General features: G+C 70.8%; 24 protein-coding genes. 16 read left to right on the plus strand and 8 right to left on the minus strand.

From position 1 onward, the window contains the following. Positions 1–57: 57 nt before the first annotated feature. From WME73_RS33555 to WME73_RS33585, 7 genes are all read left to right on the plus strand, one after another. The gene (locus tag WME73_RS33555) at positions 58–477 is read left to right on the plus strand and encodes a hypothetical protein (protein WP_437851422.1); all 420 of its coding nucleotides are present in this window, start codon (positions 58–60) and stop codon (positions 475–477) included. A gap of 31 nt (positions 478–508) precedes the next feature. Next, positions 509–1,390: a DUF692 domain-containing protein gene (locus WME73_RS33560; protein WP_437740422.1), complete on the plus strand. Its 882-nt coding sequence runs from the start codon at positions 509–511 to the stop codon at positions 1,388–1,390. Beyond that, positions 1,387–2,361, plus strand: coding sequence for an HvfC/BufC N-terminal domain-containing protein (locus WME73_RS33565; RefSeq protein ID WP_437912163.1), 975 nt, complete (start codon positions 1,387–1,389; stop codon positions 2,359–2,361). The genes WME73_RS33560 and WME73_RS33565 overlap by 4 nt, the downstream gene beginning before the upstream one ends. 38 nt (positions 2,362–2,399) lie before the next feature. Continuing rightward, entirely contained in the window at positions 2,400–3,041 is a 642-nt protein-coding gene (locus WME73_RS33570; protein WP_437740424.1) for an RNA polymerase sigma factor, read from the plus strand. Beyond that, complete coding sequence (locus tag WME73_RS33575) at positions 3,031–3,711, plus strand: NrsF family protein (RefSeq protein ID WP_437740425.1); 681 nt, start codon at positions 3,031–3,033, stop codon at positions 3,709–3,711. Before WME73_RS33570 ends, WME73_RS33575 begins: the two co-directional genes overlap by 11 nt. Before the next feature lie 155 nt (positions 3,712–3,866). After that, entirely contained in the window at positions 3,867–5,165 is a 1,299-nt protein-coding gene (locus WME73_RS33580) for a lactonase family protein (protein ID WP_437912164.1), read from the plus strand. Positions 5,166–5,341: 176 nt separating this feature from the next. Further along, a complete protein-coding gene (locus WME73_RS33585; protein ID WP_437740427.1) occupies positions 5,342–5,692 on the plus strand; it encodes a hypothetical protein in 351 nt (116 codons plus the stop codon). A gap of 70 nt (positions 5,693–5,762) precedes the next feature. Here WME73_RS33585 and rsmG read toward each other — a convergent pair whose 3' ends face one another. Next, positions 5,763–6,482, minus strand: coding sequence for a 16S rRNA (guanine(527)-N(7))-methyltransferase RsmG (gene rsmG / locus WME73_RS33590; protein ID WP_437740428.1), 720 nt, complete (start codon positions 6,480–6,482; stop codon positions 5,763–5,765). Between the two features lie 98 nt (positions 6,483–6,580). Then, positions 6,581–7,039 carry a VOC family protein gene (locus tag WME73_RS33595; RefSeq protein ID WP_437740429.1) on the minus strand — a complete coding sequence of 153 codons (459 nt, stop codon included), beginning with the start codon at positions 7,037–7,039 and terminating at the stop codon, positions 6,581–6,583. Between the two features lie 259 nt (positions 7,040–7,298). Here WME73_RS33595 and WME73_RS33600 point away from each other — a divergent pair, with 259 nt between their 5' ends. The 5 genes from WME73_RS33600 to WME73_RS33620 all read left to right on the plus strand — a co-directional run bounded on the left by WME73_RS33600 (position 7,299) and on the right by WME73_RS33620 (position 10,548). Further along, positions 7,299–7,676, plus strand: coding sequence for an ArsR/SmtB family transcription factor (locus WME73_RS33600; RefSeq protein ID WP_437740430.1), 378 nt, complete (start codon positions 7,299–7,301; stop codon positions 7,674–7,676). Continuing rightward, positions 7,673–8,176 carry an SRPBCC family protein gene (locus tag WME73_RS33605; RefSeq protein WP_437740431.1) on the plus strand — a complete coding sequence of 168 codons (504 nt, stop codon included), beginning with the start codon at positions 7,673–7,675 and terminating at the stop codon, positions 8,174–8,176. The genes WME73_RS33600 and WME73_RS33605 overlap by 4 nt, the downstream gene beginning before the upstream one ends. A 12-nt stretch (positions 8,177–8,188) precedes the next feature. Further along, complete coding sequence (locus tag WME73_RS33610) at positions 8,189–8,665, plus strand: AAA family ATPase (RefSeq protein WP_437740432.1); 477 nt, start codon at positions 8,189–8,191, stop codon at positions 8,663–8,665. After that, the gene (locus tag WME73_RS33615) at positions 8,655–9,416 is read left to right on the plus strand and encodes a tRNA(His) guanylyltransferase Thg1 family protein (protein ID WP_437851444.1); all 762 of its coding nucleotides are present in this window, start codon (positions 8,655–8,657) and stop codon (positions 9,414–9,416) included. The genes WME73_RS33610 and WME73_RS33615 overlap by 11 nt, the downstream gene beginning before the upstream one ends. A gap of 181 nt (positions 9,417–9,597) precedes the next feature. Beyond that, positions 9,598–10,548: an epimerase gene (locus WME73_RS33620; RefSeq protein WP_437912167.1), complete on the plus strand. Its 951-nt coding sequence runs from the start codon at positions 9,598–9,600 to the stop codon at positions 10,546–10,548. A 93-nt stretch (positions 10,549–10,641) separates the two neighbouring features. Here the strand turns inward: WME73_RS33620 and WME73_RS33625 are convergent, their stop codons facing one another. The 3 genes from WME73_RS33625 to WME73_RS33635 all read right to left on the minus strand — a co-directional run bounded on the left by WME73_RS33625 (position 10,642) and on the right by WME73_RS33635 (position 13,380). After that, a complete protein-coding gene (locus WME73_RS33625; RefSeq protein WP_437912169.1) occupies positions 10,642–11,415 on the minus strand; it encodes an SMP-30/gluconolactonase/LRE family protein in 774 nt (257 codons plus the stop codon). A gap of 70 nt (positions 11,416–11,485) precedes the next feature. Further along, positions 11,486–12,484, minus strand: coding sequence for a HupE/UreJ family protein (locus WME73_RS33630; RefSeq protein WP_437912171.1), 999 nt, complete (start codon positions 12,482–12,484; stop codon positions 11,486–11,488). After that, positions 12,481–13,380: a peptidyl-prolyl cis-trans isomerase gene (locus tag WME73_RS33635; RefSeq protein WP_437912172.1), complete on the minus strand. Its 900-nt coding sequence runs from the start codon at positions 13,378–13,380 to the stop codon at positions 12,481–12,483. The genes WME73_RS33630 and WME73_RS33635 overlap by 4 nt, the downstream gene beginning before the upstream one ends. A 256-nt stretch (positions 13,381–13,636) precedes the next feature. Here WME73_RS33635 and WME73_RS33640 point away from each other — a divergent pair, with 256 nt between their 5' ends. Then, on the plus strand, positions 13,637–15,844 hold the full coding sequence (locus WME73_RS33640) for a metallophosphoesterase (RefSeq protein WP_437912174.1): 2,208 nt from the start codon (positions 13,637–13,639) through the stop codon (positions 15,842–15,844). A gap of 190 nt (positions 15,845–16,034) precedes the next feature. Here the strand turns inward: WME73_RS33640 and WME73_RS33645 are convergent, their stop codons facing one another. Next, a complete protein-coding gene (locus WME73_RS33645) occupies positions 16,035–17,441 on the minus strand; it encodes a porin (protein WP_437912175.1) in 1,407 nt (468 codons plus the stop codon). Positions 17,442–17,922: 481 nt separating this feature from the next. On the opposite strand from WME73_RS33645, the gene WME73_RS33650 reads away from it, so the two are divergent. Next, complete coding sequence (locus WME73_RS33650; protein WP_437740440.1) at positions 17,923–20,124, plus strand: SUMF1/EgtB/PvdO family nonheme iron enzyme; 2,202 nt, start codon at positions 17,923–17,925, stop codon at positions 20,122–20,124. Between the two features lie 2 nt (positions 20,125–20,126). Beyond that, on the plus strand, positions 20,127–21,635 hold the full coding sequence (locus tag WME73_RS33655; protein ID WP_437740441.1) for a hypothetical protein: 1,509 nt from the start codon (positions 20,127–20,129) through the stop codon (positions 21,633–21,635). A 224-nt stretch (positions 21,636–21,859) separates the two neighbouring features. Here WME73_RS33655 and WME73_RS33660 read toward each other — a convergent pair whose 3' ends face one another. Then, positions 21,860–22,447 carry a thioredoxin family protein gene (locus WME73_RS33660; protein ID WP_437851461.1) on the minus strand — a complete coding sequence of 196 codons (588 nt, stop codon included), beginning with the start codon at positions 22,445–22,447 and terminating at the stop codon, positions 21,860–21,862. Positions 22,448–22,655: 208 nt separating this feature from the next. Beyond that, positions 22,656–23,891 carry a glycosyl hydrolase family 18 protein gene (locus tag WME73_RS33665; protein WP_437912177.1) on the minus strand — a complete coding sequence of 412 codons (1,236 nt, stop codon included), beginning with the start codon at positions 23,889–23,891 and terminating at the stop codon, positions 22,656–22,658. Between the two features lie 381 nt (positions 23,892–24,272). Here WME73_RS33665 and WME73_RS33670 point away from each other — a divergent pair, with 381 nt between their 5' ends. Beyond that, positions 24,273–26,129, plus strand: a complete 1,857-nt coding sequence (locus WME73_RS33670; protein ID WP_437740444.1) for a HEAT repeat domain-containing protein — start codon at positions 24,273–24,275, stop codon at positions 26,127–26,129. Positions 26,130–26,645 lie beyond the last annotated feature (516 nt).

Genomic DNA, 26,645 nt, shown 5'->3' on the forward strand with positions numbered 1-26,645 from the left:
TCGAGACGACAACGGTGGGCGCACGCCCGTCGAGACGAGAACCAGAGGAGCCACACGATGCTGTCGAAGAAGAGCATTTACGAGACCCTCGCCGCGCTGAGCGCCGGCGCCATGGTGATGAGCGGCTGCGCCGGCGCGCAGGCGCCGGTCAACGCGAGCGAGGTCCCCGCAGAGCAGGCCGCCCCCGCCGCCCCGGCCGAGCCCGCGCCGGCGCCCGCGCCCGCGCCGGCCGAGACCGCCACCGGCGACGCCGCCGCGGGCGCGAACGTCCCCGCCGCCCCGGCCGAGCCCGCGCCGCCGAGCGACGCGCAGTCCGCCGCGACCTCGCCGAAGGTCGCCCCCACGGCCACCCCGGCGGCCACGGCCGCGCCGCCCACGCCGCCCACCGGCGCCCCGGCGAAGCCCGCCGCCAAGAAGACGGGCGCCGCCGCGAAGAAGCCCGGCCACGCGGGCTGCGGCCAGGGCACCTGCGGCTGATCGCGGCCTCCCGCGCCCTCCCCGTACCCCCATGACCGGCAGCGCGCTCACCGGCGTCGGCCTCGGGCTCCGATGGGAGTTCCTCGACGAGGTGCTCGCGGCGCTCGACGCGCCCGATCACGTCGCGCGCGACGCGGCGCTGCCCGTCCCCTTCTTCGAGCTCTCCCCCGAGAACTACATGCGGCGCGGCGGCTACTTCCCCGCCGCGATCGAGCGCGTCCGGGAGCACCGCCCGATCCTGACGCACGGGCTCACCCTGTCCGTCGGCGGGCTCGATCCGCTCGACGCCGGCTACCTGCGCGCGCTCGGGGGGTTCCTGGAGCGGCTCGATCCCCCCTTCCACAGCGACCACCTCTGCTTCTCCGGGGTCGACGGCGCGTTCCTCCACGACCTCCTGCCGCTCCCGCACACGTCCGCGGCCGCCGCCCACGCCGCGGCCCGCATCCGCGAGGCGGAGGAGCGGCTCGAGCGCCCGATGGCGATCGAGAACATCACCTACTACCTGGTCCCGGGCCGCGCCTCGCTCGACGAGGCCGACTTCCTCGTCGAGGTGCTCGAGCGCGCCGGCTGCCGGCTCCTGCTCGACGTGAACAACGTCTACGTCAACGCCCGGAACCACGGCTTCGACCCGGTCGCGTTCCTGGAGAAGATCCCTCCCGAGCGCGTGGCCGCGATGCACGTCGCGGGGCACGCGTGGCGCGACGACGCGGAGGTCCTCGTCGACACGCACGGCGCGCCGGCGATCGCCCCGGTGCTCGACCTGCTCGCCCGCGCGGTCGCGCGGACCGGGCCGGTGCCGGTCGTGCTCGAGCGGGACAACGACGTGCCGCCGCTCGGCGCGTTGCTCGCCGAGCTCGCCGAGGTCGACGCGGCGTACCGGCGCGGGCTCGCCGCGCGGGAGGCGCAAGCGTGAGCGGGGCGCGCGGGGTGGGCGAGGCGGGCGAGATGTGCGAGACGTGCGAGACACGCGAGACGTCGAACACGCCGCCGCCGGAGCTCGCGGCGCTGGAGCGGGCGCTCCAGCGGAGCGTGACCGCGCCGGACGGCGAGGCGATCGCGGCCGATCCGCGCGCGTGGCTCGCCCGCGCCGGGCTCGAGGGGCCGGACCTCGAGGCGATGGCGGCGCTCCCGCCGAAGCGGCTGCTGCTCTACCGGAGCCTCATCCGCCGCGGGCTGACGGGCGCGATCCGCGCCGGGATCCCGCGGACCGCGGCGCGGCTCGGCGCGCGGTTCGAGGCGGAGGTGGCGCGCTTCATCGAAGCGGAGCCGCCCCGGTCGCGCTACCTCCGCGACATCGCGTTCGAGTTCGTGGGGTTCGCCGCGCCGCGCTGGGCCGGGGATCCGGAGGTCCCCGCGTACCTCGCGGATCTCGCGCGCCACGAGCTGGTCGCGTTCGCGGCGGCGTGCGCCGAGCAGGACGAGGAGGCCGGCGCGGGCGGGGCGTCAGGGCCGCTCGGCGACGAGGCACCAGCGACACCGGGCAACGAGGCGCCGGGGATGCCGGGCGACGAGGCGCCGGGGCCCCTGGGCGAAGCGCTGTCACTCGACCGGGGGGCGCGCTTCCAGCGGGCCGCGGCGCTCGTGCGCTACGAGCACGCGGTCCACAGGCTGCAGGGCGACGCGTCGGCGCGCGACGTGCCGGCCCGCGAGCCCACCCGCCTGCTCGTGTACCGCGACGCCGCGCACGACGTGCGCTTCCTCGAGCTCACGCCGCTCGCGGCCGAGATCCTGGGCCGCCTCCTCGCGGGCGCCGCGCTCGGGGAGGCCGTGGTCGCGGGCTGCGCCGCGCTGGGACACCCGGTCGACGGGCCGGTGCTGGAGAGCACCGCGGCCCTGCTGAGCGACCTCGCCGAGCGCGGGGCGCTCCTCGGGCCGTCGCGATGATCGCCGGGGCGCAGACGGTGTATGCCGTCAGGACCGCCATGGATGAGCTCGCCCTGAACGAAGCGATGGACCGGTACGCGTGCGGCGACGCGCGCGCGTTTCCGGAGCTGCACCGCGCGCTCGCGGCGCGCCTCCTCGCGTACCTCACCCGCATGAGCGGCTCGGAGACGCTCGCGGGCGACCTGACGCAGGAGACGTTCCTGCGGATGCACCGCGCCCGATCGAGCTTCGCCCGCGGCGGCGCCGTCGCGCCGTGGGCCTACGCCATCGCGCGCAACGTCTACCTGGATCACGCGCGCGCCCAGAAGCACCGCGGCACCGAGCGCCTCCCGAGCGATCCGGGCGCGGAGCCGCCGGACGCGCGCGGCGCGGACGCCGAGGCGGTCGCGATCGCCTCCGAGACGGCGCGGGCGGTGGAGCGGACGCTGGCGGGCCTGCCGGCCTCGCAGCGCGAGGCGTTCATCCTGATCCGGTACGAGGGGCTCAGCGTGCAGGACGCCGCGGCCGTCCTGGGGACGACCGCGAGCGCGGTGAAGCTCCGCGCGTTCCGCGCCTACGAGGCGCTGCGGGCGGCGCTCGATGATCTCAAGCGGCGGCCCGAGGCGGAACCAGGAGGCGCGGAAGAGCGCCGCCGGGGCAAGAGCCAGGGGCGCGTCCGGGGAGGTGCCAATGTCGACTGATCGCGACTTGCTGAGCGAGCTGAAGGACATCCCCGATCCCGCGGCCCACCTCGCCGTTGGCCCGCCGCCGGCCCAGGTCGAGGCGCCGGCCGAGCCGTCGCCGACACGCCCGGCGCGCGAGCGCCGCGTCGTGGGCGCGATCCTTGCGGGGCTCGCGTGGATCCTGCTCCTGACGTGGTGGGAGGGCTTCCGCGACGACCTCGGGTCGCCCCGGGTCGCCCTCCCGCTCGTCCTCTTGGCGGCGCTCTCCGGCCTCGGCCTGCTGCTCGCGCTCTTGCCGCGCGCCCGGGGCCTGCCGGCCGGCGTGCGGGCGCTCCAGGTGCTCGTCGCCGCGGTGGCGGTCGGGTTCCTGGCCGCGGCGGTCGTCACGTCGCGTGTGGACGACGTGCTGGCGCCCCTGATCGTGCACCTCGAGTGCAGCGCGGTCGCGCTCAGCATGGCGCTCGTGCCGTTCGCGCTGGCGGCGCTCGTGCTGCGCCGCTCGTTCCTCTCGGCCCCTGCGTGGCGGGGCGCCGCGATCGGGGCCCTGTGCGGGCTCGGGGCGGCGCTCGGCATCCACGCGCACTGCTCGCTCGACGAGGTCGTCCACGTCGCCTTCGCCCACGGCGTGCCCATCGCGGCCGGCGCGCTCCTCGGCGCCGCCGCCGGGGCGCTGCGCGGGCGAGCGTGAGGCGCCGCACGGCCTCGCGCGTCCTCCCGGCCATCGCTGCGAGGCGGCGCGACCGCCGCGGATCTGCCGCAGCGCGCCGCGAAGAGGATCGCGCCGTGGCGCTTGCGCCGCGGCGCTGCCCAGGTCTAACGCAGGAGGCAGGAGAAACCGGGTCGATGCAGCGCGCGCTCCTCTTTCTGGCGGCAGGACTGTGGCTCGGATGCAGCAGCTCCGGCGCCGGAGCGCCGAACGACGGCGCCACGACGGGCGTGACCGCCGGCGGCGGTGAGGGCGCGAGCCAGGGCGACGCCGCGAGCGTCGGCAGCACGAGCGCCAGCAGCATGAGCGGCGGCGGCGCGGGCGGCAACGGCGCGGGCGGCGGCGGCGCGGGCGGCGGCGGCGCGGGCGGCGGCGGCTCTCCGGCCGAACGCGCGTTCGTGGTCTATGTCGGTGGTCACGAGGGGCTCTTCGTCTTCCGCCTGGACGGCGCCGACGGCGCGCTCTCGGCCGTGCAGGGCCCGCTCGACGCCGAGATGAACCCGACCTTCCTCGCCGTCGACCCCGCGCGCCAGCGCCTCTTCGCGGCGAACGAGCTGAACGAGGTGGACGGGGAGCTGTCGGGAGCGGTCAGCGCGTTCCGGATCGAGCCTCAGGGCGGGACGCTCGAGCTCATCAACAGGGCTTCTTCGAAGGGCGCGGGCCCCGCCCACCTGTCCACGGATCGCTCCGGGCGCTTCGTCCTCGTCGCCAACTACGGCGGCGGGACGGCGGCGGTGCTCCCCGTGGGCCAGGACGGCGCGCTCGGCCAGGCGGCCTTCGACGTGTCCTTCGGTCGCCGGACGAGGCCGCACCACGCCATGACCGATCCGGCGAACCGGTTTGCGTTCGTCACCAACCTCGGGCTCGACGAGATAGCGCAGCTCACCTTCGACGCGGACACGGGCCAGATGGAGCCGAACGATCCGCCAGCCCTCTCGCTCCCCGCGGACACGACGCCTCGACACCTCGAGTTCCACCCGAACGGCCGGTTCGCTTATGTGATCAACGAGTCTGCCGGCTCGATCACCACCCTGAGCTACGATTCGTCGCGCGGGACGTTCACCGCCATGGCCACCGTCTCGACCTTGCCCGACGGCGTGAGCGCCGAGGGGAACTTCTGCGCCGAGGTCCAGGTGTCCCCGTCAGGCAAGTTCGTTTACGGGTCGAACCGCGGCCACGACAGCATCGCCATCTTCGCGGTCGATCCGGAGCGGGGCACGCTCACGCCCGCCGGCCATGCCTCGACGCAGGGCATGACGCCGCGCCATTTCCAGATCTCGCCGACAGGCAAGCTGATGCTCGTCGCGAACCAGGATTCGGGGAACATCGTCGCGTTTCGCGTGGACGAGGCGACGGGCGCCCTCGAGCCGACAGGCCGCGTCACCGAGGTCCCCGAGCCCACCTATGTCGGGATCGTGGCCTTGCCGGACCGCTGAGCGGGGCGCCCTCTCTCGGGCCCTGGCGCTGGGGGACGAGCGAGCGTCGGCCCGGCCCCTGCGACGACGTCGATCGCCGGATCGACGCCGCACAGATGCGCGTGGTGGATCCACCACACCCAGCACAGCATGCCGAACGGCAGATAGCCGAGTTTGCCCTGCTGAGCGATGGATCGATGGTGCGCGTGAGCCACGAGGGCGAGGTGCGCGCCACGGGGGGCCAAGGAGGATACCGTATCTGGCTCAGCGTCCGCTCCGGCGTATGCGCGCCCGAGGGCATCCTGAGCTATGGCGTGGACGACGCCTCCTCCGGCGAGCTGCTCACGTTCTACGGTCTGCAGCGATGGGTGCGGCTCCGGGAGGTGGAGGACGGCGTTCGCCAGGAGGTGGGCCTGAGCGCGTTCTTGAACGACGGCGACCCGTCGCTGTACCTGGGCCGCGCCGTTCGCCTCTGGGCGACCCTCTCCAGGGAGGGGAGCCGCGAGCCTCCGCTCGAAGGCGAGGCCCGCGCGATGGTCTCCGATTGAGCCCAGCAGGCGTGTGCTCGCGCCGCCCCGGCCAGTCACCCCGGGGGCGTGGAAGGAACACCGCCGGGGATCACCGCCCGAGATGGCGCTTCGGCTCCTCCCCCGACTTCCGCAGCATCACGATCTTCCCCGTCGGCGTCCCCACGGTCTTCACGAAGGCGGCCCGCTGTCGCCCGAGGACCCAGCTCGCCTCGGCGAGCTCCTCCTCGGCGCGCTGGCCCTTCACCAGCAGCACGAGCCCGTTGGGCCGCACGAAGGGCACGGTCAGGGGGATCAGCATGACCAGGCGCCCCACCGCGCGCGCCGTCACCGCGTCGAACGCGCCGCGGAGATCGCCCTTGCCGAGCTGCTCGGCGCGCTCGGCGCGCACCGACACGTTGGTGAGCCCGAGGCCCGCGGCCACCGCGACGAGGAACGAAGCCTTCTTCTGCGTCGCCTCCACCAGAGTCACCTTCAGATCGGGCCGAGCGATGGCGAGCGGAAGGCCGGGGAGGCCCCCGCCCGAGCCGATGTCGGCGAGGCGCGCCCCCGCGCTCAGCTCCTCCAGAAGCGGCACGAGCGTGAGCGAATCGAGGACGTGTTTCTCCCAGACCTCGACCGGATCCGTGATCGAGGTGAGGTTCATCAGCTCGTTCATCGCGAGCAGGCGCGCGAGGTAATCGCCGAGCTTGGCGATCACCCCGGCGTCGAGGGGGACACCGATCGCCGCGAGGCGCTCCGCGAAGCCCTCCGGAGGCGTGAGCGGAGCGGGAGCCGGCAGCGGGAGAGGAGCGCGTTCGTCAGGGAGCATGGACGTCCGCACACCCTAGCAAGCTCCCCCTCGTGAAGCGCCGCAATTCTCGCGCTCGCCCTCCCCGCCCGCTCCGGGGCCGCCCTTGTGACGGCTCGCTACATCGCCGAGAGGCGCCTCTGCAGCTCTTCGGGAGAGACGTCCTCGATCCGGCTCGCGAAGGACCAGCGATGGCCGAACGGATCGCGGAGCCAGGCCGTCCGGTCTCCGAACGGCTTGTCCTGCGGCGGGCGATCGATGGTCGCGCCTGCCGCCGCGGCCTGCGCGACGAGCGCGTCCACGTCCTCCACGTAGACGACGACGGCCGGGCTGCTGCCTCCCAGCGTCTCGGGGCTGATGGCGCCGAGCTCGGGATACTCGTCCGACAGGAAGAACCGGGCTCGGCCGATGGACAGCTCGGCGTGGCCGATCCGCCCGTCGGGCATCGGGATGCGCGAGTCCTCGCGCGCGCCGAACGCGCGCTTGTAGAACTCGATGGCTTCCGCGGCGCTCCGCGCGCTCAGGTAGGGGAAGCACGTCTGACCATCCGGGACGGGGTGGATCTTGCTCTTCGTCATCGTCGCGCTCCTTCGTGCTCGTATCGGATCATGGCCTTTCCCGGGGGAACGGCGGGAGTTGCCTTGACGGTCGAGCGGCGCGCCTCGCGCGCCCGTGCGCCAGGAGGAAGGCGAGCCTCTCCTGGCGCCCGTCGCCTCGGCGATCCGGGTTGGCGCTCATCCTGGAGCATCGCGCCGACCGCGTATTGGAAGAAATTCACCTGCGCGCTCGGCCGTGCGGCTTGACGAACGCGTAACACATCCGTTACATATCATGCCGATGGACGCCGTTGCCCAGGCGCTGGCGGATCCGATCCGGCGGGAGATCCTGCGGATGCTGCGCGATCGCACCGCCACGGCGGGCGCCATCGCCGGCGCGTTTCCGGTCAGCCGCCCGGCGGTCAGCCGGCACCTGCGCGTGCTGCGCGAGGCGGGCCTGGTGCGCGACGTCCAGTGCGGTCGCGAGCGCGAGTACCGCCTCGAGCTCGGTGCGCTCGCCGAGCTCGAGGCGTTCCTGCGCGAGTTGCACGCGGCGAGCCCGTGGCACCGCCGGTTCGACGCCCTCGAGACCGAGGTGCACCGCGTCGGCCGGGAGCGGCGCATGGCGACCGCCCCCCCGTCCCGCAACGAAGCGAAACGAAGGAAGGAGACCGCATGAGCCCCCGACCCACAGGCCGCGTCCGGAGCACGGCGACAGGCGCCGATCTCATCATCACGCGCAGCTTTCGCGCCCCCATCGAGGATGTCTGGCAGAGCGTCACCGCCTCCGAGAGCACGGCGCGCTGGATCGGCCCGTGGGAGGGCGAAGCGGGGCCCGGCAAGACGGTGCGCCTTCAGATGGCGTTCGAGCAGGGGGCACCGTGGAGCGATATGTCGATCGATACATGCGAGCCGCCGCATCGCCTCGCGCTCTCGGCCAAGGACGATCACGGCGAGTGGCGGCTCGAGCTGTCGCTCGCGGCGAAGGGTGAGATCACCGAGCTCACCTTCATCCAGCGCCTCGCCGATCCAGCGCTCGCCGGCGATGTCGGGCCGGGCTGGGAGTATTACCTCGACATGCTCGTCGCCTCCAGGCTCGGCGAGCCGCTGCCCAGCTTCGCCGACTACTATCCGGCGCAGCGCGACTATTACCTCGGCGACGCGCGCACGCCCCGCTGAGGTCGCCAATCGATGGGCTCGCCGGCAGTGATCCTCTTCGTTGGCCTGCCGGCATCGGGCAAGACCACGTTCTTCCGGACCCACTTCTCCGGGACGCACGTGCATGTCAGCAAGGACAATTTTCCCAACGCGAAGAAGCGCGACGTGCGCCAGGCCCGCCTGGTGACCGAGGCCCTCTCGCGAGGGCTCTCTGTCGTCGTCGACAACACCAACCCTTCCCCGGCCGAACGGGCGCCCCTCATCACCATCGCCCGCGCCCATGGAGCGCGCGTCGTCGGGTATTATTTCTCGTCGCGCGTGGCAGACTCGATCGCCCGCAACGCGCTGCGCGAGGGGCGGGCGCGCGTCCCCGACGTGGGGGTGCTGGACGTGGCGAAGAGGCTTCGACGCCCGCATCCGAGCGAAGGCTTCGACGAGCTCTACTACGTGACGATGACGAACGATGGTTTCACGCAGGAGGTCTGGCAGGAGCAGTCGAATGAAGAGTGACGAGATGGATGCGAAGATGCGACTGGGCGAGTGCTTTCACGAGCTGCGCGCGCTGCAGGGCGCGTACATCGTCATTCGGGTGGACGGCCGATCGTTTTCGCGGCTGACGGAGCGCACCTGCGAGAAACCATTCGACACGGGGTTCCATCACAAGATGACGGACGCCGCGAAGGCCGTGCTCACCTCTCTCCACGGCTCTTACGCCCATACGCAAAGCGACGAGATCTCCATCCTGCTCCCCCACGAGACCAACGTCTTCGATCGCCAGGTAGAGAAGCTGGTCTCCATCGCCGCCAGCTCTGCCACCGCCAGCCTCTCGCTCTCGCTCAGCGCGCCGGTGGAGTTCGACGCGCGCCTGTGGCTCGGCGCCCGGCGCGGAGACGTGGTCGACTACTTTCGCTGGCGGCAGGCGGACGCGACGCGATCCGCTCTCAACAATTGGTGCTATTGGACCCTTCGAAAAGAGGGCAAGAGCGTCAAGGAAGCCACCCATGCGATGCTCGGCCTCTCCGTCGCTGGAAAGAACGAGCTGCTCTTCTCTCGTGGGATCAACTTCAACGACGTGCCCGCGTGGCAGCGCCGGGGGTCGGGCGTTTATTGGGAGACGATAGCCAAGGTAGGGAAGAACCCCAGGACCGGAGAGAGCGTCCCGGCCACCCGTCGCAGGCTTCGCGTCGACGACGATCTGCCCATGAAGGAGGCTTACGGGAAGTTCGTGCGTCAATTCCTCAAGGAGCAGGCCGAAGCATGACGAGCGCCCGCCCGCGCGCCGCCGCCTGAGGGGCTGGACGAACAGGCCACCATGCGCTCCCGGGCGCGGTCGCTCCGGCAGCGCGCCCGGGATTGGTGCGCCCTCGCCAGGCGCTGGCGCGGCGAGCTCTCGTGGTCGCGCCGGGCTGTGCATTCGCGGCAGCCCGAGGTAGGCTCGCGGCATGAAGATCATCCTTCCGGGCGGGAGCGGACAGGTAGGTCAGATCCTTGCGCGCGCCTTCGCGGCCGACGGACATGAGGTGATCGTCCTTTGCCGCAGCGCGAGCGTGCCCGCGGGGCGGGTCGTGCCGTGGGATGGACGCACGCTCGGCCCCTGGGCGAGCGAGCTCGACGGCGCCGACGTGGTGTTCAACCTCGCTGGCCGGAGCGTGAACTGCCGTTACACGGACGAGAACCTCCTCGCGATGAGGAGCTCTCGTGTGGACTCGACGCGCGCCGTCGGCGAGGCGATCGCCGCCGCCGCGCGACCGCCGCGCGTATGGCTGCAGATGAGCACGGCCACGATCTACGCGCACCGCCACGACGCGCCCAACGACGAGGCGACCGGGCTCCTCGGCGGCGACGAGCCGGACGTCCCCTCGTATTGGCGCAACAGCGTCGAGATCGCCCGAGCGTGGGAGCAGGCGCTGGACGAGGCCAGGACGCCGCGCACGCGCAAGATCGCGATCCGCGCTTCCATGGTGATGAGCCCTCATCACGGCGGCATCTTCGACGTGCTGCTCGGGCTCACCCGGCGGGGCCTTGGCGGTCCGGCCGGCGGAGGGCAGCAGTTCGTGTCGTGGATCCACGAGCGCGACTTCGTGCGAGCGACGAGGTTCTTGATCGAGCGTGATGACGTCTCCGGGCCGGTCAACCTCGCCTCGCCGGGGCCGCTCCCCTACCGTGATTTCATGCGCGCCCTGCGCGAGGCCTGGGGTATCGGCTTCGGCTTGCCTGCGACGAGATGGATGCTGGAGGTCGGCGCGCTCGTGATGCGCACGGACACCGAGCTCGTGCTGAAGAGCCGGCGCGTCGTCCCCGGACGCCTGCGCGAGGCCGGCTTCACATTCGCCTTCACCGAGTGGTCGGCGGCGGCGCGCGACCTCGTGGCGCGATGGCGCGCCGAGAGCTGAGGAGGTGAACAGCTCGACGCCCGTGGGGCGTCAGCATTCCATCGTCGCCTCGAGGACGTCTTCCTCCATCGCGAAGGGTCTTTCGTCCGCAGACTACCTCAGCTCGTAGACGTCGACCGTGTCCACCATCACATGGGGAACGAGGACGCGTCCACGCTTCGTGTCGTAACCGATGTCCGCGGGCGTCTTCTGCTCGGGAATCGCGACCTCGAAGGTTCCGCCGAGCTTCCCGCGAAGCACCGCCGACGCTTCGTGGCTGGTCACGAGGAGCGAGTCCCCGAGGGAGATCAGGCCGTCGAGGCGGCCGCCAGGCGCCGTGGTGGTCGCGTCCTGCCTGGCGCCCTCCTCGTCGAGGCGGAAGACCTCGGGAGCGCCGCTCGAGCAGACCACGAGCCCCTTGTCGGACCATGCGATGCCGTTCGGCATGTGCAGGTCGGTTGTCTTCACCAGCGCCTTGGCCTTGCCCTTCTCGATGACGTACATGGCGTCACTCGACGTCGCCTCCAGGTTTCCGGTCGCGCCGATCTTGAAGCCGGAGTCGGACACGTAGACCTTGCCGTCCGGAGCCGCCGCGACGTCGTTCAGCAACGTCGTACCGGGGATGGCGATCTCCCCCTTCGGCGCCCCGGTCTTGAGGTCGAACATCCGGACGGTCGTGAGGTCGGCGACGTAGAGCACGCCTTTCGCGATCGCCGATCCTGTCGGCGCGTCGAGCTTGACCTTGGCCTTGCCGCCCTCGATCCACTTCAGGTTCGTCACCTGACCGTCGGGTGAGAGGACAGAGATGAAGCCGTTGTTGTCCTTGTCGTCCGGATTGCCGTTGATGTTCGAGACGAGGTAGCGGTCGTTGTCCGCGTCGTACAGCACGCTCTCCGGCTTGGCGAAGCCGGTGTACCTGGCGACAGGGCTCGGCGCCGCGAGCCTGGCAGCTAGACGGTCAGACGTCGGGTACGAAAGCGGCGATCCGCTCAAAGAACCAGTACATCGCCAGCGTGCCCATCGCGTAGTAACCGGCGGTCGCGAGGCGGACGCCCGACGCGCGCCCGAGCCTACGCAACGCCCCGCGGAGCGCCAACAAGCCTGCGATGAACACCAGCTGCCCGATCTCCACGCCGACGTTGAAGCAGAGCAGCGCGATCGGGCGATCCGCGTTGGTGAGCTGCAGCTCAGCGAGCGCATTGGCGAAACCAAAGCCGTGCAAGAGGCCGAACGAGAACGCCACGAGCCAGGGCCGCTTTCGCGTCAAGCTCGGCCGCTTCGTGCGTGCCTCGCCAGCTATCTCCACGGCGACGAATGCGATGCTGAGCGCGATGACGGCTTCGACGGGGGCGGCAGGCAGGCCGTGCAGCCCGAAGGTCGCCGCTCCCAGCGTCAAGCTATGCGCGACCGTGAACGCTGTGACGGTCTTGATCAGCACGCGCCACGAGTCCAGCAGCCAGAGCAGCCCTACCACGAACAGCAAGTGATCCAGGCCGAGCCAGATGTGCGTAATCCCGATCCAGATGAAATTGGACACCCCGCGCAACGCCCTGGTATCGAGCCTGGACTCTGACACTCGGACGTGCGGCTGCGCGGCAGTCAGGCTCAGTATCTGTTCACCGCCATCTACCCGCCGGATCTTGATCATGCCGGAGGTAGAGAGATCGCCCAAGCCGTCGAACCCGACGCGACCTGACAGCCCGCGCGCGCCGCAATCGAGGCGCGGCGCCTCGAACCGGCAGTGCCCAGGGAACACGGGCTTGAGCAAGTCGTACGCCGCGCTGACGTCCTGGATGCCCTGCGTGCGCTCCCAGCTGGCGATGAACTCGCCCGGGGAGCGCTCGTCGAGCGCCAGCACGCTCAGCGAGAGCGTGTGGGCGTGCGCGGCCCCTGCGCACAGGGAACACAGGGTGATCCACAGCACCGCCGCCGCACGCAGCCACTTCCCGCTCGTCATGGCCGCTCCGCGATCTGGACGCGCCACTGCGATGTGATGCGGCTGAGCTCCGCTTGAAACGCGCGTGCAGTCCGATCCTTGCGATAGTCCGCGCTCACCTGCTCGCGGATGGTCTCGAACGAGGGCTCCGACGCCGCGGTGCGCTCAGCGACGCGCACGATGTGAACTCCGCGACTGGACCGCAGCTCTCGCCAGCTGCCGCTCGGCAGAATCCAGAGCTCGTGTGCGAGCTCGGGGCCGTACAACGAGGCCAGCTGAGCTTCGGAGCGTTGCGAATAGTCGGTCGGAATGGGCAGCCCCGGCCCGTCGGCCGGCTCTTGTCGTTCCAACAACGACAAGAGCCGCCGCGCGTCGCCGTCGGCGTCCGGCCCGCTGCGAATCAGGTACTCGCGATAGCTGATGGTCTCAGGGACGGCGTAGTCCGAGAGATGCGCTTCATGGTAGGTTTGTAGCTCGAGGTCCGTGGGCGGCTTCTGGCTGAGCTCGGCTTGCAGCATGCCGCGCACGCGGGCGATGACCTGCGCACGCAGCATCGGGTCCGTGTGCACGAGGGACAGGCGCAGGCCCTCGCGAAACAGCGCTTCATCTTCGACGTGGCGTCGGATCAGCTGCTCGCGCTCCGTGTCGTTCGGGGCCCTGCCCTGGCGTTGCTCGAACAGCTTGACGAGCTCTCGCTGCTTGGACGCCGACACGTCGAGCGTGGGCACGTCGGACGCGCGGGTCACCAGGAGATGTCCGGCGAACACGAGCGCCCCGAGCAGCGTGAAGTGAACGAAGGGCTCGGAAGCGATGCGCCGCGACAAAGCGACGAGGGTCTTGGCATCTTTGGCCGTGCGGCCCGATGCCCGCTCGAACGCGGTCGGGTCGGCGGCTCTAGGGGCGGCGGTTCGAGTCATGGCTCTCGAGAGTGCAGCGTATCCGGCTCGCGGACTGGCGAGCCCGGCGGAGGCTACCCGTGCTCCGTGGCGTCTCTGTTTCACCAGCGCGACGGCGTCGCGACTTGACGGTGGACGACGAGACCTCGCCGCGCAGCGTATGCCGAGCGGCAACGAGAGGTAACTGGAGCCGCACGGAGTTGCAACCTGCACCGCATACAAGTGCGGCAGCGAACAGAGCCAGGCTCGTCCGTCTTGGCCAGGGGAGCACCCGTACATGACAAAAACCTATCGTTTGATGCTCACTGTAGCCGCCTTCGCGTTGTGGTGTGTAGCGACACGCTCCGCGAGCGCGCAAGCCGCCTTTTCGGTCGTGTTGATCCCCGACACCCAGAACTACAGCGAGTTCTCCTCGTACGAAGTCTACGAACACCAGATGCAGTGGCTCGTCGACAACCGCGCCGCGCGCAGCATCAAGTTCGCGGTGCACCTCGGCGACATCACCAACCACGACACCGCGATCGAGTACGACGTGGCGAGCGCCGCGCACACGCTGCTGGACAACGCCGGCGTGCCGTACAGCATGACGATCGGCAACCATGACATCTACCCGAGCAACCAAGCCTACAAGCGCGACTCGCTGTATGCGGATTACTTCGGTCGGCCGCGCTACGAGGGCGAGCCGTTCTACGGCGGTGCTTACGACGCATCGAACATCAACAACTACACGTACTTCGAGGCCGGCGGGCTCAAGTTCATGGTGGTGAGCCTCGAGTTCGCGCCGCGCAAGGACGTCGTGACGTGGGCGAATCAGGTCATCGCGAACCACCCGGACCGCCGCGTCATCGTGGCCACGCACTGCCACATGAACAACAACGCTGAGCACGCGAGCGGCTGCGCCGACAGCTACAACCTCGAGGGACGCGACGGCGTGGACCTCTGGGAAGAGCTGATCCAGCGCCACAGCAACGTGTTCATGTCCGTGAGCGGACACATCCAGGGGGTGTCGTATCGCCGCCGCACCGGCAACAACGGCAACATCGTGCACGAGATCCTGAACGACTTTCAGAGTGAGCCGGTCCTGGGCAACGGCCATGCGCTGGGCAACGGCTGGCTGCGCGTCCTCACGTTCGAGCCGGCGCAGAATCAGATCACGGTGGAGACGCTGAGCGTCGAGGACGGCAACTGCGCGATTTTCGCGGACTGCCAGGCGACGCTGTACCTGAACTACAACCAGGCGCAGAGCCCGACTGCGACCAAGCACAACCAACAGAACTACGCCATCAGCTACGACATGCAGGCTGCGTTGCCCGCGTACGCTTACACAGCCAACGATATCTTGTTCAAGGATCGCATGGCCAACGTGCAGCTGACGGGCAAGCACTTCGATCCCAAGATCGCGACGGCGCCGAACGGCAACTTCGTGGTGGTCTGGGAAGATGACCACGATGACAACGGCGTCGGTCAGATCTACGCGCGCGGCTTCGACCCGGACGGCAACGCGCGGTTCTCGCAGATCGCCGTGAACAGCGTGGATTCAGGCCAACAGAGGCACCCGAACGTCGCCATCGACGACTCGGGGAGATTCGTGGTGGTGTGGGAAGACGATCAGGACGGGAACGGCGCCTATCAGATCGTGGCGCGCGGCTTCAATGCCAATGGCAGTGAGCGCTTCCACGATCTTACGGTGAACACCGTGTCGGGCGGTCAGCAGTCGAGGCCCGCGGTGGCCTGCGACGGAAGCGGCAATTTCGTCGTCGCCTGGGAAGACGATCAGGACGGGAACGGGTACTATCAGATCTTGGCGCGCGGCTTCACTGCGGCCGGCGTTCAGCGCGTCGCGACCTTCACCGTCAACAGCGTCGCCGCGGGTGAGCAGTTCAATCCGGCCATCGCCATGGATGCGGATGGTGACTTCGTCGTCGCTTGGGAAGACGACCAGGACGACGACGCCAACTTCCAGATCTATCATCGAGGTTTCACCGCCACGGGCGGCAACCGCTTCGCTCAGAGAGCGGTCAATACGAACACGGCGGGGCAGCACACCATGCCGTCGATCGGCATGGCGAGCAACGGGAACTTCGTGGTGGCCTGGGAGGACGATCAGGACGACAACGGCTACTACCAGATCTATGCACGCGGGTTCACGATCACCGGCGCGGAGCGGTTCGGGGTGATGGCCGTGAACAGCGTGGCCGATGGTCAACAGCTTGCGCCTAGCGTGGGGATGCGCGGCGACGGTGCGTTTGCGGTGGCTTGGCAAGACGACCAGGACGACAACGGCGTGTATCAGATCCTGGGGCGCGACTTCACCGCCGGCGGCGCGCAGCATCGGGCGGATTTCACCATCAACAGCGACTCGAGCGGCCAGCAACGGTTGCCTGTAACTGCCATGGATGATCAGGGCCGCTTCGTGGTGGCTTGGGAGGACGACATGGACGGGAATGAGAAGGCGCTCATCCTCGTTCGCAATTTCAATTATTGAACTTTGACGCAGCGGCCTGGCAGTGCGAGGTCCCCGACGACTTCACCGCCGTGCAGCGCGCTTCGCCGGGCCGCGAACAGGCGCGCCGCTATCGCGCCGATCTCGATGCTTGCTCCCACCAGCTCGCAGAAAGCCCTAGCCTAGCCGCATCTATCTGGAGGGCGCGCTCCCCGAGCGCGGCCCTCCTCCTTCAGAACGACGCATCCAGCTGGAGCCGGCCGACGTGGCGCGCGTCCGAGCCTTCCTTGCCGAAGATGTAGAAATAATCGCCCTGGATCTTCAGCGCATATCCGTTCAGGTAAACATTGAGCCCGCCGCCGACCTGCTTGCCCTGCGCGTCGACGAGATCGACGAGCTTCGGATCGGTGCCGCGCTCCGCGAAGATCTGGTCCCAGCGCGCGGCGACCTCGACCCGGTCGGTCAGCAGGTAGCCCGCCTGGGCGAAGTAGCCGTAGCCCGACCGGGTCCACTCCCGCACGGCCGCGCCATCGACCTCGCCCTCGAAGGAATCCCGCTTCGCGTGGCGCATGACGGCCTCGGCCGAGAGCGAGAAGCCGGCATATTTGAAGACGAGATCGGCCGCGCCGTGCAGGTAGTCGGCCGCCCCGAGCGTGAGCGTCGTGCCAAAGGTGCTGTTCTGGCGGTTGGTCTGGTGGTTGTAGGCGCCCGTGACGCCCACCGCGAGCCGGGGCTTCGCCTCGCGAGGGAGGTCGCCGTCCTGGTCGTCGTCGAACGCGCCGAACGGGCGGACGGCGAGCCGCGCCACCGCGAGCGGGCCGTGCTTCTGACCGCCGAAGCGATTGCGCCCCTCGCCGCCGCCGACGAAGAGGTTGTACGACAGCTTGCCTCCGAAGCCGAAGAGATCGGGCGACGAGAACATCAGGCCGACGTCGCGATCGAGGTTGAACTCGCGGACGGCGATCGGGCGCTCGGTCTGCTGGAGCGAGGGCTCGCGCAGGGTCCGCGCCCGGTCGAACGGGGTGAGGAACTGGCCGACACGCACGTTGAGATCGCGGATCCCGGTGTACTCGACGAAGGCGTCCAGGATGGGAGAGGGGCTGTCCTTCTCGAAGTCGTTGCCGCCGAAGGCGAGCTGCACGTTGTACTTGAGATCGGGCGAGAGGACATGGCCGCTCGTCGTGAGGCGCACCGTCTTCACGTTGATCTCGTTCGTGTCGTCCTCTCCCGTGTGCGTGATGGTCTCGCGGAGCTGCACGCGGGCCCGGATCGTGGACGAGAACCTGTCGTCCGCCGTCTTGACGGTGAAGCCCTTTCCAGGAGCCGCCGTCACCTTGACGCCGCTGCCCTTGTCCTTCGCCGCGCTCGCCCGCTCCTCGGCGGCCGCCTTGCGCTCGGCCTCGAGGCGCTCGATCAGCGCGCGCTGCTGCTGCTCGAGCTCCGCGACCCGGCGGCTCAGCGGCTCGACGCCGGCCGCCGCCCCGGTCTCCTGCGGCGCGGGGGCCGGAAGCGGCGCCGGGGCCTGGGGCGGCGCCGCGGGCTGCTGAGCGGACACCAGGGAGGGGAGCGCGGCGGCGACGAGCGAGAGCGCCGCTGCCGCGCGGACCGTGTGCGACTTCTTTCCGTTGATCGATTTCAAGCGCGTTGTCCCTCGGATCAAACCAGCTGCTGACGGCGCACGACGCGCGGCGCGCACGGCCGGCACCAGCCGCCGGCGCGAACGCGCACCGCGCCCTCGCAGGCGGCGGACCATCGCTCCCCGACCTGCGCTCCGCGCGCCACGCACGACGCGCAGGCGAGAGGCCGCCGTCAGGAGCACCCGGCTGGGCAGCAGCGACGCCAGCAGGGAACCACCGAATGTGTCATCCAATATAACGGACGAAGATCTCTGTCAAGAGATGGATCGCGCCCACAAGAATCCCTGAATGCGGGCTCGCTCACCATCCAACGGGCCTTGGAATATCCGCCATATCGGACGCCCGGAGCGGGCAGCGCCTCCGGATCGGCGAGGGCGCCGGATCGCGCGAAAGGGTTCCAACCGACCGCGAGGCAACTAAGATGGCCCCGACGCACGCACGAGGCGCTCCGATCGGGGCCCCGCCGCGGTGCGTAGGGATCTCATGAGCCAGAACCCGGACCGCAGCGATCCGCTCAACATCGCCGGCAGCCTGATCGCCGACAAGTACAGGATCGATCACGCCGTGGGCGAAGGCGGCTTCAGCGTCGTCTACAGGGCCGAGCACGTCATCTGGAAGCAGCCCGTCGCCGTCAAGTGCTTCACCCTCCTCGGGGGCGCGCCGGCCGAGCAGCGGGAGCAGCTGCTCCAGGCGTTCATCCAGGAGGGCAAGCTCATGACCGAGCTGTCCAGCCGCTCGGCCGCGATCGTCCAGGCCCGCGACATCGGCACGTTCAACGCGCCGGACGGGCAGTGGCTGCCCTACATGGTCCTCGAGTGGCTCGACGGCAGGCCGCTCGATCAGGCCCTCTTCGACGAGACGAGCGAGGGCGCGCCGCCGCGCGACCTGCGCGCGACGATGGCGCTGCTCGAGTCGGCCGCGATCGCGCTCGATCTCGTGCACTCGCGGAACATCGCGCACCGCGACATCAAGCCGGCGAACCTGTTCGTCATCGGCCAGCCGCGCGACGCCTCGACGTTCGTGAAGGTGCTCGATTTCGGCATCGCCAAGGTGATGGCCGATCACGCGGCGGCCGCGACGGCGCTCGCCCACACGGGCAAGGACATCACCGCGTTCACGCCGAGCTACGGCGCCCCCGAGCAGTTCAGCCGCACCCACGGCGCGACCGGGCCCTGGACCGACGTCTTCGCGATGGCGCTCATCATGATCGAGGTGATGCTCGGCGGAGCGCCGGCGCTGCAAGGCGACGACTACCTCCAGCTCGCGGTCGCGAGCCGCGATCCGTCGCGCCGGCCGACCCCGCGGACGCTCGGCCTCACGGTCAGCGACGAGGTCGAGGCGGTCTTCGCGAAGGCGCTCGCCGTCGCGCCGGCGGACCGCTTCCCCACCATGGGGCGCTTCTGGTCGGCGCTGCACCGGGCGGTCTTCCCCGAGGACCCGGCCTGGGCGCTCGCCACGGGCGGCAGCTCGCTCGCGCCCCCGGCCGGCGCGCCGTCGCCCCGCGCGTCCGCGCCGCGGCTCCCGTCCTCGCCGCGGATCTCGCTGCAGGCGCAGACCGCGCCGACGATGGCGGCGCCCTCCACGGCCCCGGGGCCGCTGCCCGCGCTGACGTCGCAGCCGGTCGCCGTGGCCGGCTCGAGCGCGGCGAGCGACGCGGCGGCGCCGAGGTCGAAGGGCCCGCTGCTCTTCGGCGGCGTCGCGCTCGCGCTCGCAGCCGGCGGCGCGATCACCTGGAGCCTGCTGCGCGGCGCGCCGCCCGCGGAAGAGGCGTCGCGGAGCGCGCCGGTCGCCACCGCGTCCGCCACCGCGGCGGCGCCGACGGCGAGCGCCACGGCCGCGGCGGCCGCGCTCCCCGAGCGGCGGACCGAGTGCCCTGCAGGCATGGTGCTCGTCCCGGGCGGCAAGTTCTTCATGGGCTCCGACGAGCCGGAGTTCAAGCTGTGGCAGCCCGCGCACAAGGTGACGATCGACACGTTCTGCATCGACGTCCACGAGGTGACCGCGGGCGACTACAAGGCGTGCTCGGACAAGGGAGAGTGCAAGCGGCCCCCGGCCGCGCCCGACTTCCCGAACGCGAGCGGCGCGCCCGCCGCCGCGCACCAGAAGACGCTGACGGCCCTCGCCGAGCAGTGCACCTTCGGCAAGCCCGAGCTCGCGAAGCACCCGATCAACTGCTTGCCGTGGAGCCTCGCGAACGCCTACTGCGAGGTCCACGGCAAGCGCCTGCCGACCGAGGCGGAGTGGGAGTACGCGGCGCGCGGCTCCGACGGGCGCAGGTTCCCCTGGGGCGACAAGCCCGGCGACCAGACCTTCATGAACGCGTGCGGCACCGAGTGCACGGCGTGGGAGAAGGCGCGCGGGCTCACGCCGAGCGAGCGCATGTACGAGGCCGACGACGGCTTCTCCGGCACGTCGCCGGTCGGCTCGTTCCCGAACGGCAAGACGAGGTTCGGGGCCGACGACGTGGTCGGCAACGTGTGGGAGTGGACCGCGGACTGGTTCGAGACCTACAAGGACGAGGAGCAGGTGAACCCGAAGGGGGCGCCGGCCGGCGATCGCAAGGCGATCCGGGGCGGCGCCTACAACGGCGGCTTCGCGCTCTGGCTCAACCCGGCGTTCCGCTACCACCAGCTCGCGACGGCGAGCGCGCCGGGCATCGGCTTCCGCTGCGCCGCGCGCCTGTAGCCGTGCCGGTCCCCACGTCGCAGCTCGCGAACCCCTCCATCGCCGGCCCGCTCGGCACGCTGGCGTTCTCGCAGGTGCGCCCGCTGAGCTCGTCGCTCGCGCTGCGCGCGATCCGGTGGCACCAGAGCCTGGAGCGGCTCGGGGTGGTCCTGCCCTTCGCGCTGGTGCACGACGCGGGCCTGCTCTTCTCGACGCCGCGCGAGCAGCTGGAGCTCGGCCCGCGCTGCGACCCGAGGGAGCTCGCGGGCCGGCTCCGGGACGCGGAGCGCATCGTGGAGGGGTACCGGGCGGTGCTCCGGGAGCTCGCCGAGAGCGAGGCCGCGCGATGCGCGGCGCAGCTCCGGATGAGCGACGACCTGGTCACGGTCGTGCTGTCGCGCCTCTTCGGCGCGGTCGCGGCGCGGACCCACACGCCGCCGGCCTACCGCGCGATGCTGCCCGCGGACGCGGCGCTCTTCGAGAGGATCGAGCCGCAGCTCCGCGGGCTGTTCCTGTCGGCGCGGCGCGAGTTCGAGCAGCGGGCGCTGGAGGCGCTCGACGTCTCCCGGCTGTACGTGCTCACGATGTCGGACGCGCTCGACATCGAGACGCTGCGCCTGTTCGGCATGCTGGGCTCGGAGGCGTCGGCCGGGGCGCTCGCCCAGGTCGATCTGCTCGCGGCGCTCTCGTCGCCGGAGGCGAACGACATCGTGAATTTCTCGCTGGAGATCCTGCCGAGCGTGCTCGAGACGAAGACGCGCCCGGCCGCGGGCACGACGGCGGCGCACGGCTACTCGGGGCTGGGCACGCGCGGCTCGATCGACAGCATGGTGCTGACGGAGCTCGCGTGGGACGACATGGAGCTGGCGCGCCGCATCGCGGACAACGAGGTGCTGTATTTCGCGCGCGAGCAGAGCCGGGACGAGCAGCGGCGCATCCACTACCTGCTCATCGACGCGTCGGCGTCGATGCGCGGCGATCGCCAGACGTTCGCCCGGGGGATGGCGATCGCGACGGGCAAGCGGCTGTTGCTGGAGGGCGAGGACGTGGCGTTCCGCTTCTTCGACGCGCGGCTGTACGAGCTCTACCGGGCGAAGAACGGGCAGCTGCCGACGGCGCACCTCTTGTCGTTCAAGGGGGAGCGGGGCAGGAACCCGGCGCGCGTGTTCGCGGAGCTCGCGACGGATCTCGACCTGACACGGCACCACGACCCGCGCACGCCGGTGGTGCACCTCTTCACGCACGCGGCGCTCTACATCCCGCGGGAGATGGTGCAGGCGGTGCAGAGCCACGCGCACATCTCGGCGGTGTTCATGCTGCCGTCGGGGGGGGAGCTGGACCTCGACTACCTGGATCTGCTGGATGCGCACTGGGTTGTCGACCACGCGACGGTGGCGAGCGGGGCGGCTCGGGCTAGCGCGGCCAAGGCGATCCTCGGGGAGAAAGACCGACAAGACCGGCAGGACCGGCCCGAGGAGGGAGGTTCTGCCGCACGGCGCCTGGGGGCCCCGCCGAACTCGCACGTGGCCTGAGCCTTGCCCGCTGGGCAAGGCTCAGGCCACGTGCTCAGACATCGGCCCATCCCCCAGGCGCCGTGCGGCAGAACCTCCCTCCTCGGGCCTACGGGAATTGATGGGGAGATGGGGAGATGGGGAGCGGCCCATCCCGCAGGCGCCGTGCGGCGGAAACTGCCTTCTCGGGCCTACGGGGCGGAATCGACGGGCGCTGGGGCGACGCGGCGCGTGGCGGTGAGATGTTATGAGCTACGACCGTGATACGCCGGCTCATTGCCGGGCTTCCACTTGATGTTGCAACCGATGCTCGGGCGCTGGTCCGGGGAGATGGGCGCCGAGGAGAGCACCGCGTCGATGGCGGCGCGGAGATCACGGCCCGTCACGGGGACGTCGTTGCCAGGGCGGCTGTCGTCGAGCTGACCACGATAGACCAGCCGGCGATCCGGGCCGAAGAGGTAGAAGTCCGGCGTGCACGCGGCCCGGTAAGCCCTGGCGACCTGCTGCGCCTCGTCGAGGAGGTACGGGAACGTGTAGCCGACCTCGCGCGCCTCCCTCGCCATCGCCTCGGCGTTGTCCGCTGGATACGCGACGATATCGTTCGAGTTGATGGCCACGATGGCCACGTCGTCAGCACCATAATCGCGCCTCAGCCGGGCGAGCTCGTGGCGGATGTGCTTGACGAACGGACAATGATTGCAGATGAACATCACGAGGAGCGCCCGCTGCCTTTTGAAATCCGACAGCGCGACCTGCTTTCCTGTGAAGTCGGGCAGCCTGAAGTCGGGCGCCGGGGTGCCCAGCTCAAGCATCGTGGACGGGGTGCGTGCCATGACAGGATTCTCCTCTCGCTGTGACGGCGCGCACCCTACCACGCCGCGGCCCTCGCCGCTGAACACCTCCCCCGCCTCCGCGCCCGCGGCGGCCGTCCTCTGGCTCGCGCGGCTCGCGCTCCCCTGCCCTCTCCACCGCCGAGGCACCTCCCTCGAGGTCTGAACGCCTGTCCCAGCAGGGCGCCGAGGCGGCCGCGGGGCGCGGCGATCACCTCGGGAAGTGGCGCTCGATCATCGAGAAGAACGCCGCCCCGCCCGGCTCGCCGCCGATGCTCCAGTACGTCACCCCGCCGAGCCCGCCCTGCTCGGCAACGGCGACCTTCTCCTCGAGCGACGCGAGGTCCTCGAAGAAGAGGCGCTCCCCGCTCGAGAGAAGCCGGTTCGGCGATCTCCCCGCCGCGAGCCGCCCGCCCTCGTCGTCCGGGCACCGGCTCATGTGCTCGGTGCTCGTCTCGTAGCCTTCGCCCGCGAGATCCAGGCACTTGCTGAGCGGCTCGCACCCCACCACGGCGCCCCCGCTCCCCGGCGCCTCCGGCCCGAGAAGACCGTAGTTCGGCAGCCCGAAGATGAACTTCTCGCGGCGCGCGCCGCCGTCGAGCGACCCGATGTACGAGACGGTCTCCTGTAGCCAACCGAGCGGCGCGACCGGGCCCACGTGCGCTCCGCCGTGCCAGTGGTAGTCGTAGCTCATCACGTGCACGTGATCCGCCGAGGCGCTGAGCGCCTCGTAGTCGAATACGCCCTTCGCGGACGCGACCGCCGGCACCGCGAGCGAGAGCTCCTTTCCACGCGCGTGGAGGGCGCGCGCGAGCTCGTCGATGAACGCCGAGAAGGCGGCCCGCTCGGCCCGGACGGTCTCGCCCGGCCCGAGGACGGACGAGAGGTGCTCGTAATCGATGTCGATCCCGTCGTAACCGTTCTCCATCACGAGCGCGACGACGCCCTCCACGTGCCTCGCGCGGAGCACAGGGTCGTGGAGCATGGCGTGCACCGCGACGACATCGGGCCGGTCGATGGCGGCGATGAGGGGGATGAGCCGGGTCCGCGCGCCGCCGGCCGTCGTGCGGTCGAGGACGCGCCGGTCGTGAAAGCCGGCGAACGGCGCCTCCCGGCCGCGCGGGTGGTTCTCGAACGTGGTCGGCGAGGCGACGCGCCACCACTTCGGGTGCACGGCGTCGAACGCCCCGGCGTGGGCCGCGAAGGTGTCATATCCGAGCTCCGTCGACTCGGGATCTCCAAGGAACTCGTGCAGCCACCCGCAGAAGCGGTGATCGCCCAGCGCGCGCGTCGCCTGGCTCGCGCGCTGCGCACCGGGCGCCGCCGACGCGGAAAGCTCGGCGCTCCCCACCTCGTCGAGCGACGGCGCGCGCTCGGCCGCGCCACCGCAAGAGATGGAGAACGCGGCGGAGCAGGCGAGCATCAGAGTCTGGTGAAACAGCTTCATATCGGCCGCGCTCTAGCAGCCCGCCGCCGCATCGACAGCCCGGTTCTGACGCTTCCGCGGGCCGCCTCACGCCGAGCCCGCGATGCACCATTTGACGGCTACTCCATCCCCGCGCCCCTGAGGAATCCCCTCATTTTGCAGCCCTTTTCAGCGGGGAAATTGAACAAGGAGGCGGGGAGACAGGGAGTAATTTGAAGATTTCCCTCCCCGCCTCCCCGTCTCCTTGTGAATTTTCCGAAGAATTTGAGGGGATGCCTCAGCCCTCGCCCCACACGCCACGCCCTCGCGCCCCGCGCCGCCGGCGGCCGGGCCGGCGACGTCGCCCGCGCACGCGCCGGCCGCTCCCTCGGCCAGGGCCGGTGTACTACGCTCGCTCCCGGCATGACCCAAGGCGTCCGCCCCCTGCACGAGCTCCGCGACGAGGCCCGCTCCGCGCTGGCCAGGAGCGATCTCACGCGCGCGCGCGACGCGCTCTTCAGCGCCCTCCAGCACACCATCGCCCGCGAGGAGGAGTACGTCGCCATGACGGACGAGCTCCGCGACGTGCTGGTCCGGCTGGGCGACGCGCGGAGCGCGCTCACCGTCTCCTGGTACGGCGGCAACGAGCAGAGCCAGCGCCCGCTCATCGCCAAGGTCCCGCCCATCGACCGCGCGCGCACCGTGCTCGCCTGGGCCGAGCGCGAGCAGGACCCCGAGCGGCAGAAGCGGCTCTACGGCCGCGCCGCCGACGAGTACGAGGCCGCCGGCCTCGTCGCGCAGGCCGCCATCGCCCGCGAGCGCGGCCAGGACTTCGCCCGCGCCCGCGCCCTCTGGTCGCGCCTCGCCCAGCTGCTCTCCTCGTCGGGCAGCGACCTCTACGCCGCCGGCCTCGCCCGCTTCAACCTCGCCCGCACCTCGCTCCGCACGGGCGACGCCGCGGCGGCGCGCGAGGCCGTCTTCGCCTCCGTCCACCTGCTCGAGGAGGCCGCCGACAGGTACGAGACCATCGGCCAGCGCGAGCGCGCCTTCGACTGCTACCAGGTCCTCATCGCCGTCGGGCGCGAGAGCCGCGCCTTCGAGCACGTCCTCGAGGGCTACGTGAACGTCATCCGCATCCTGCGCGAGGACCACCTGCGCTACTACGCGCTCCAGTCCTACGAGGAGGCCGTCGCCGCGGCCGAGAAGCAGGGCGAGATCTCCGCCGCCGCCACGCTCGCCCGCGAGATGGCCGCGTACGCCCGGAAAGAGGGGCTCGCCGCCGTCGCCAACTTCGCCGTGCTCGCGCAGGCCCGCCTGTGGCAAGAGGTGTCCGCCGTCTCGCAGAAGCGCGCCGCCCCCCCCGAGATCGCCGAGAACGCGCTGCTCGCCGCCGTGATCGCGCTCGGCGAGGCGGGGCAGTACAGCAAGGTGGGCGGCGTCTACCGCGCGCTCACGCAGCTGCCGCTCGAGGAGACCCGGAAGAAGCACTACGCCCGCGCCGGCCGCCGCTACGTGAACGCGCAGGACCTGCCGATCGACGCCGCTCCGCTGCCGGCGCACCTCCGCCACGAGCTCGGCTTCCCCGACGTCTGGCACATCGACCTCGTCGAGTGGGAGCAAGCCGGCAGCGCCGCCCAGGCGTGCGGCGACATCGTGCTCGACCCGGCGCAGTGGTCCGAGGTCACCCGCCGCCGCGCCATGCTCGCCCGGCTCACCGCGCTCGCCGTCGAGGGCGCGACGCCCGAGGCCACCCCCGCGCAGCAGCTCATCAGCCTCGCGGAGCAGCTCGCGACGGTCGAGCTCTACACGATCCTCTCGCCGCTCGAGCGCCTGTTCCGCCGCGCCGAGCCGAAGATCCGGGTGGCCGTCGTCCGCGCGCTCTCCCACTTCCTCTACAAGCGCACGTTCATCACCATCCGCGACGCGCTCGTGGATCCCGACCCCACCGTGGTCCACGAGGCCGCCCGCGCGCTGGAAGAGCTCCGCTTCGCCCACGCCTTCGATCCGCTCGCCCGCATCTACCGCGAGTCGCAGGCCGCCGCCGTGCGCGCCAGCGCCGTGCGGGCGATCGCGAAGATCGACACCCTCGAGGCCGGCGAGATGCTCCTCGGCATCCTCCAGCACGACGGCGCCGAGGAGCGCGCCGTGGCCGTCGAGGCGCTCAAGCGCGTGCGCGGCATGAAGTTCGTGGAGCTCGCCCGCGGCTCGCTCTCCGAGCTGACAGGCTCCGCGCAGGCGGTGGTGCGAGAGATCCTCCAGAGTCGTGGCCTCAGCCCCTGAGCGCGCCTGCACGACCACGCGCCTGCACGACCGCGCGCCCGCTAGCCGCGCCGAGGCCCACGACGAACCACAACGGAGCAGCTCGGGGGTGATCCGCTGTCCGGGCAGCGAGCGCAGACTGCGCCTGCCTCCTCCCCTCTCTCACACGCACCAAAAACCGCACCTCGGACGAGCCTCAGACGAGCAACCCCGCGATTGTGCGCTGCGGCAAAGGGATTCCCCTAACGAGTTTGGTTCTCGCGGCGCTTCTGGAGGGTGCACGTCGACATCCAGTCGGGATACCCTGCACGCGCCAATCCAACTCATCCCGAGAGATTCTCGGAGCGCGATGACGTAAGCATGGAAGCGGACGGAGCGCTTGGGGGAGCGCTGGGAAACCGCCGTCCGGGCTCCCGATGGTGCGCTGCTCGACAGAGGTCGACTTCTCAGCGCGCCACCGGCGGCTCTTGTCTCGTGTGCGCAGCAGCTGGGCGCCGTGCCGCGGCGCCCAGCTGCCCGCCAGCGCGCGCCGCTCCG

Source organism: Sorangium sp. So ce302, assembly GCF_051530145.1.
Lineage (GTDB): Bacteria > Myxococcota_A > Polyangia > Polyangiales > Polyangiaceae > Sorangium > Sorangium cellulosum_B.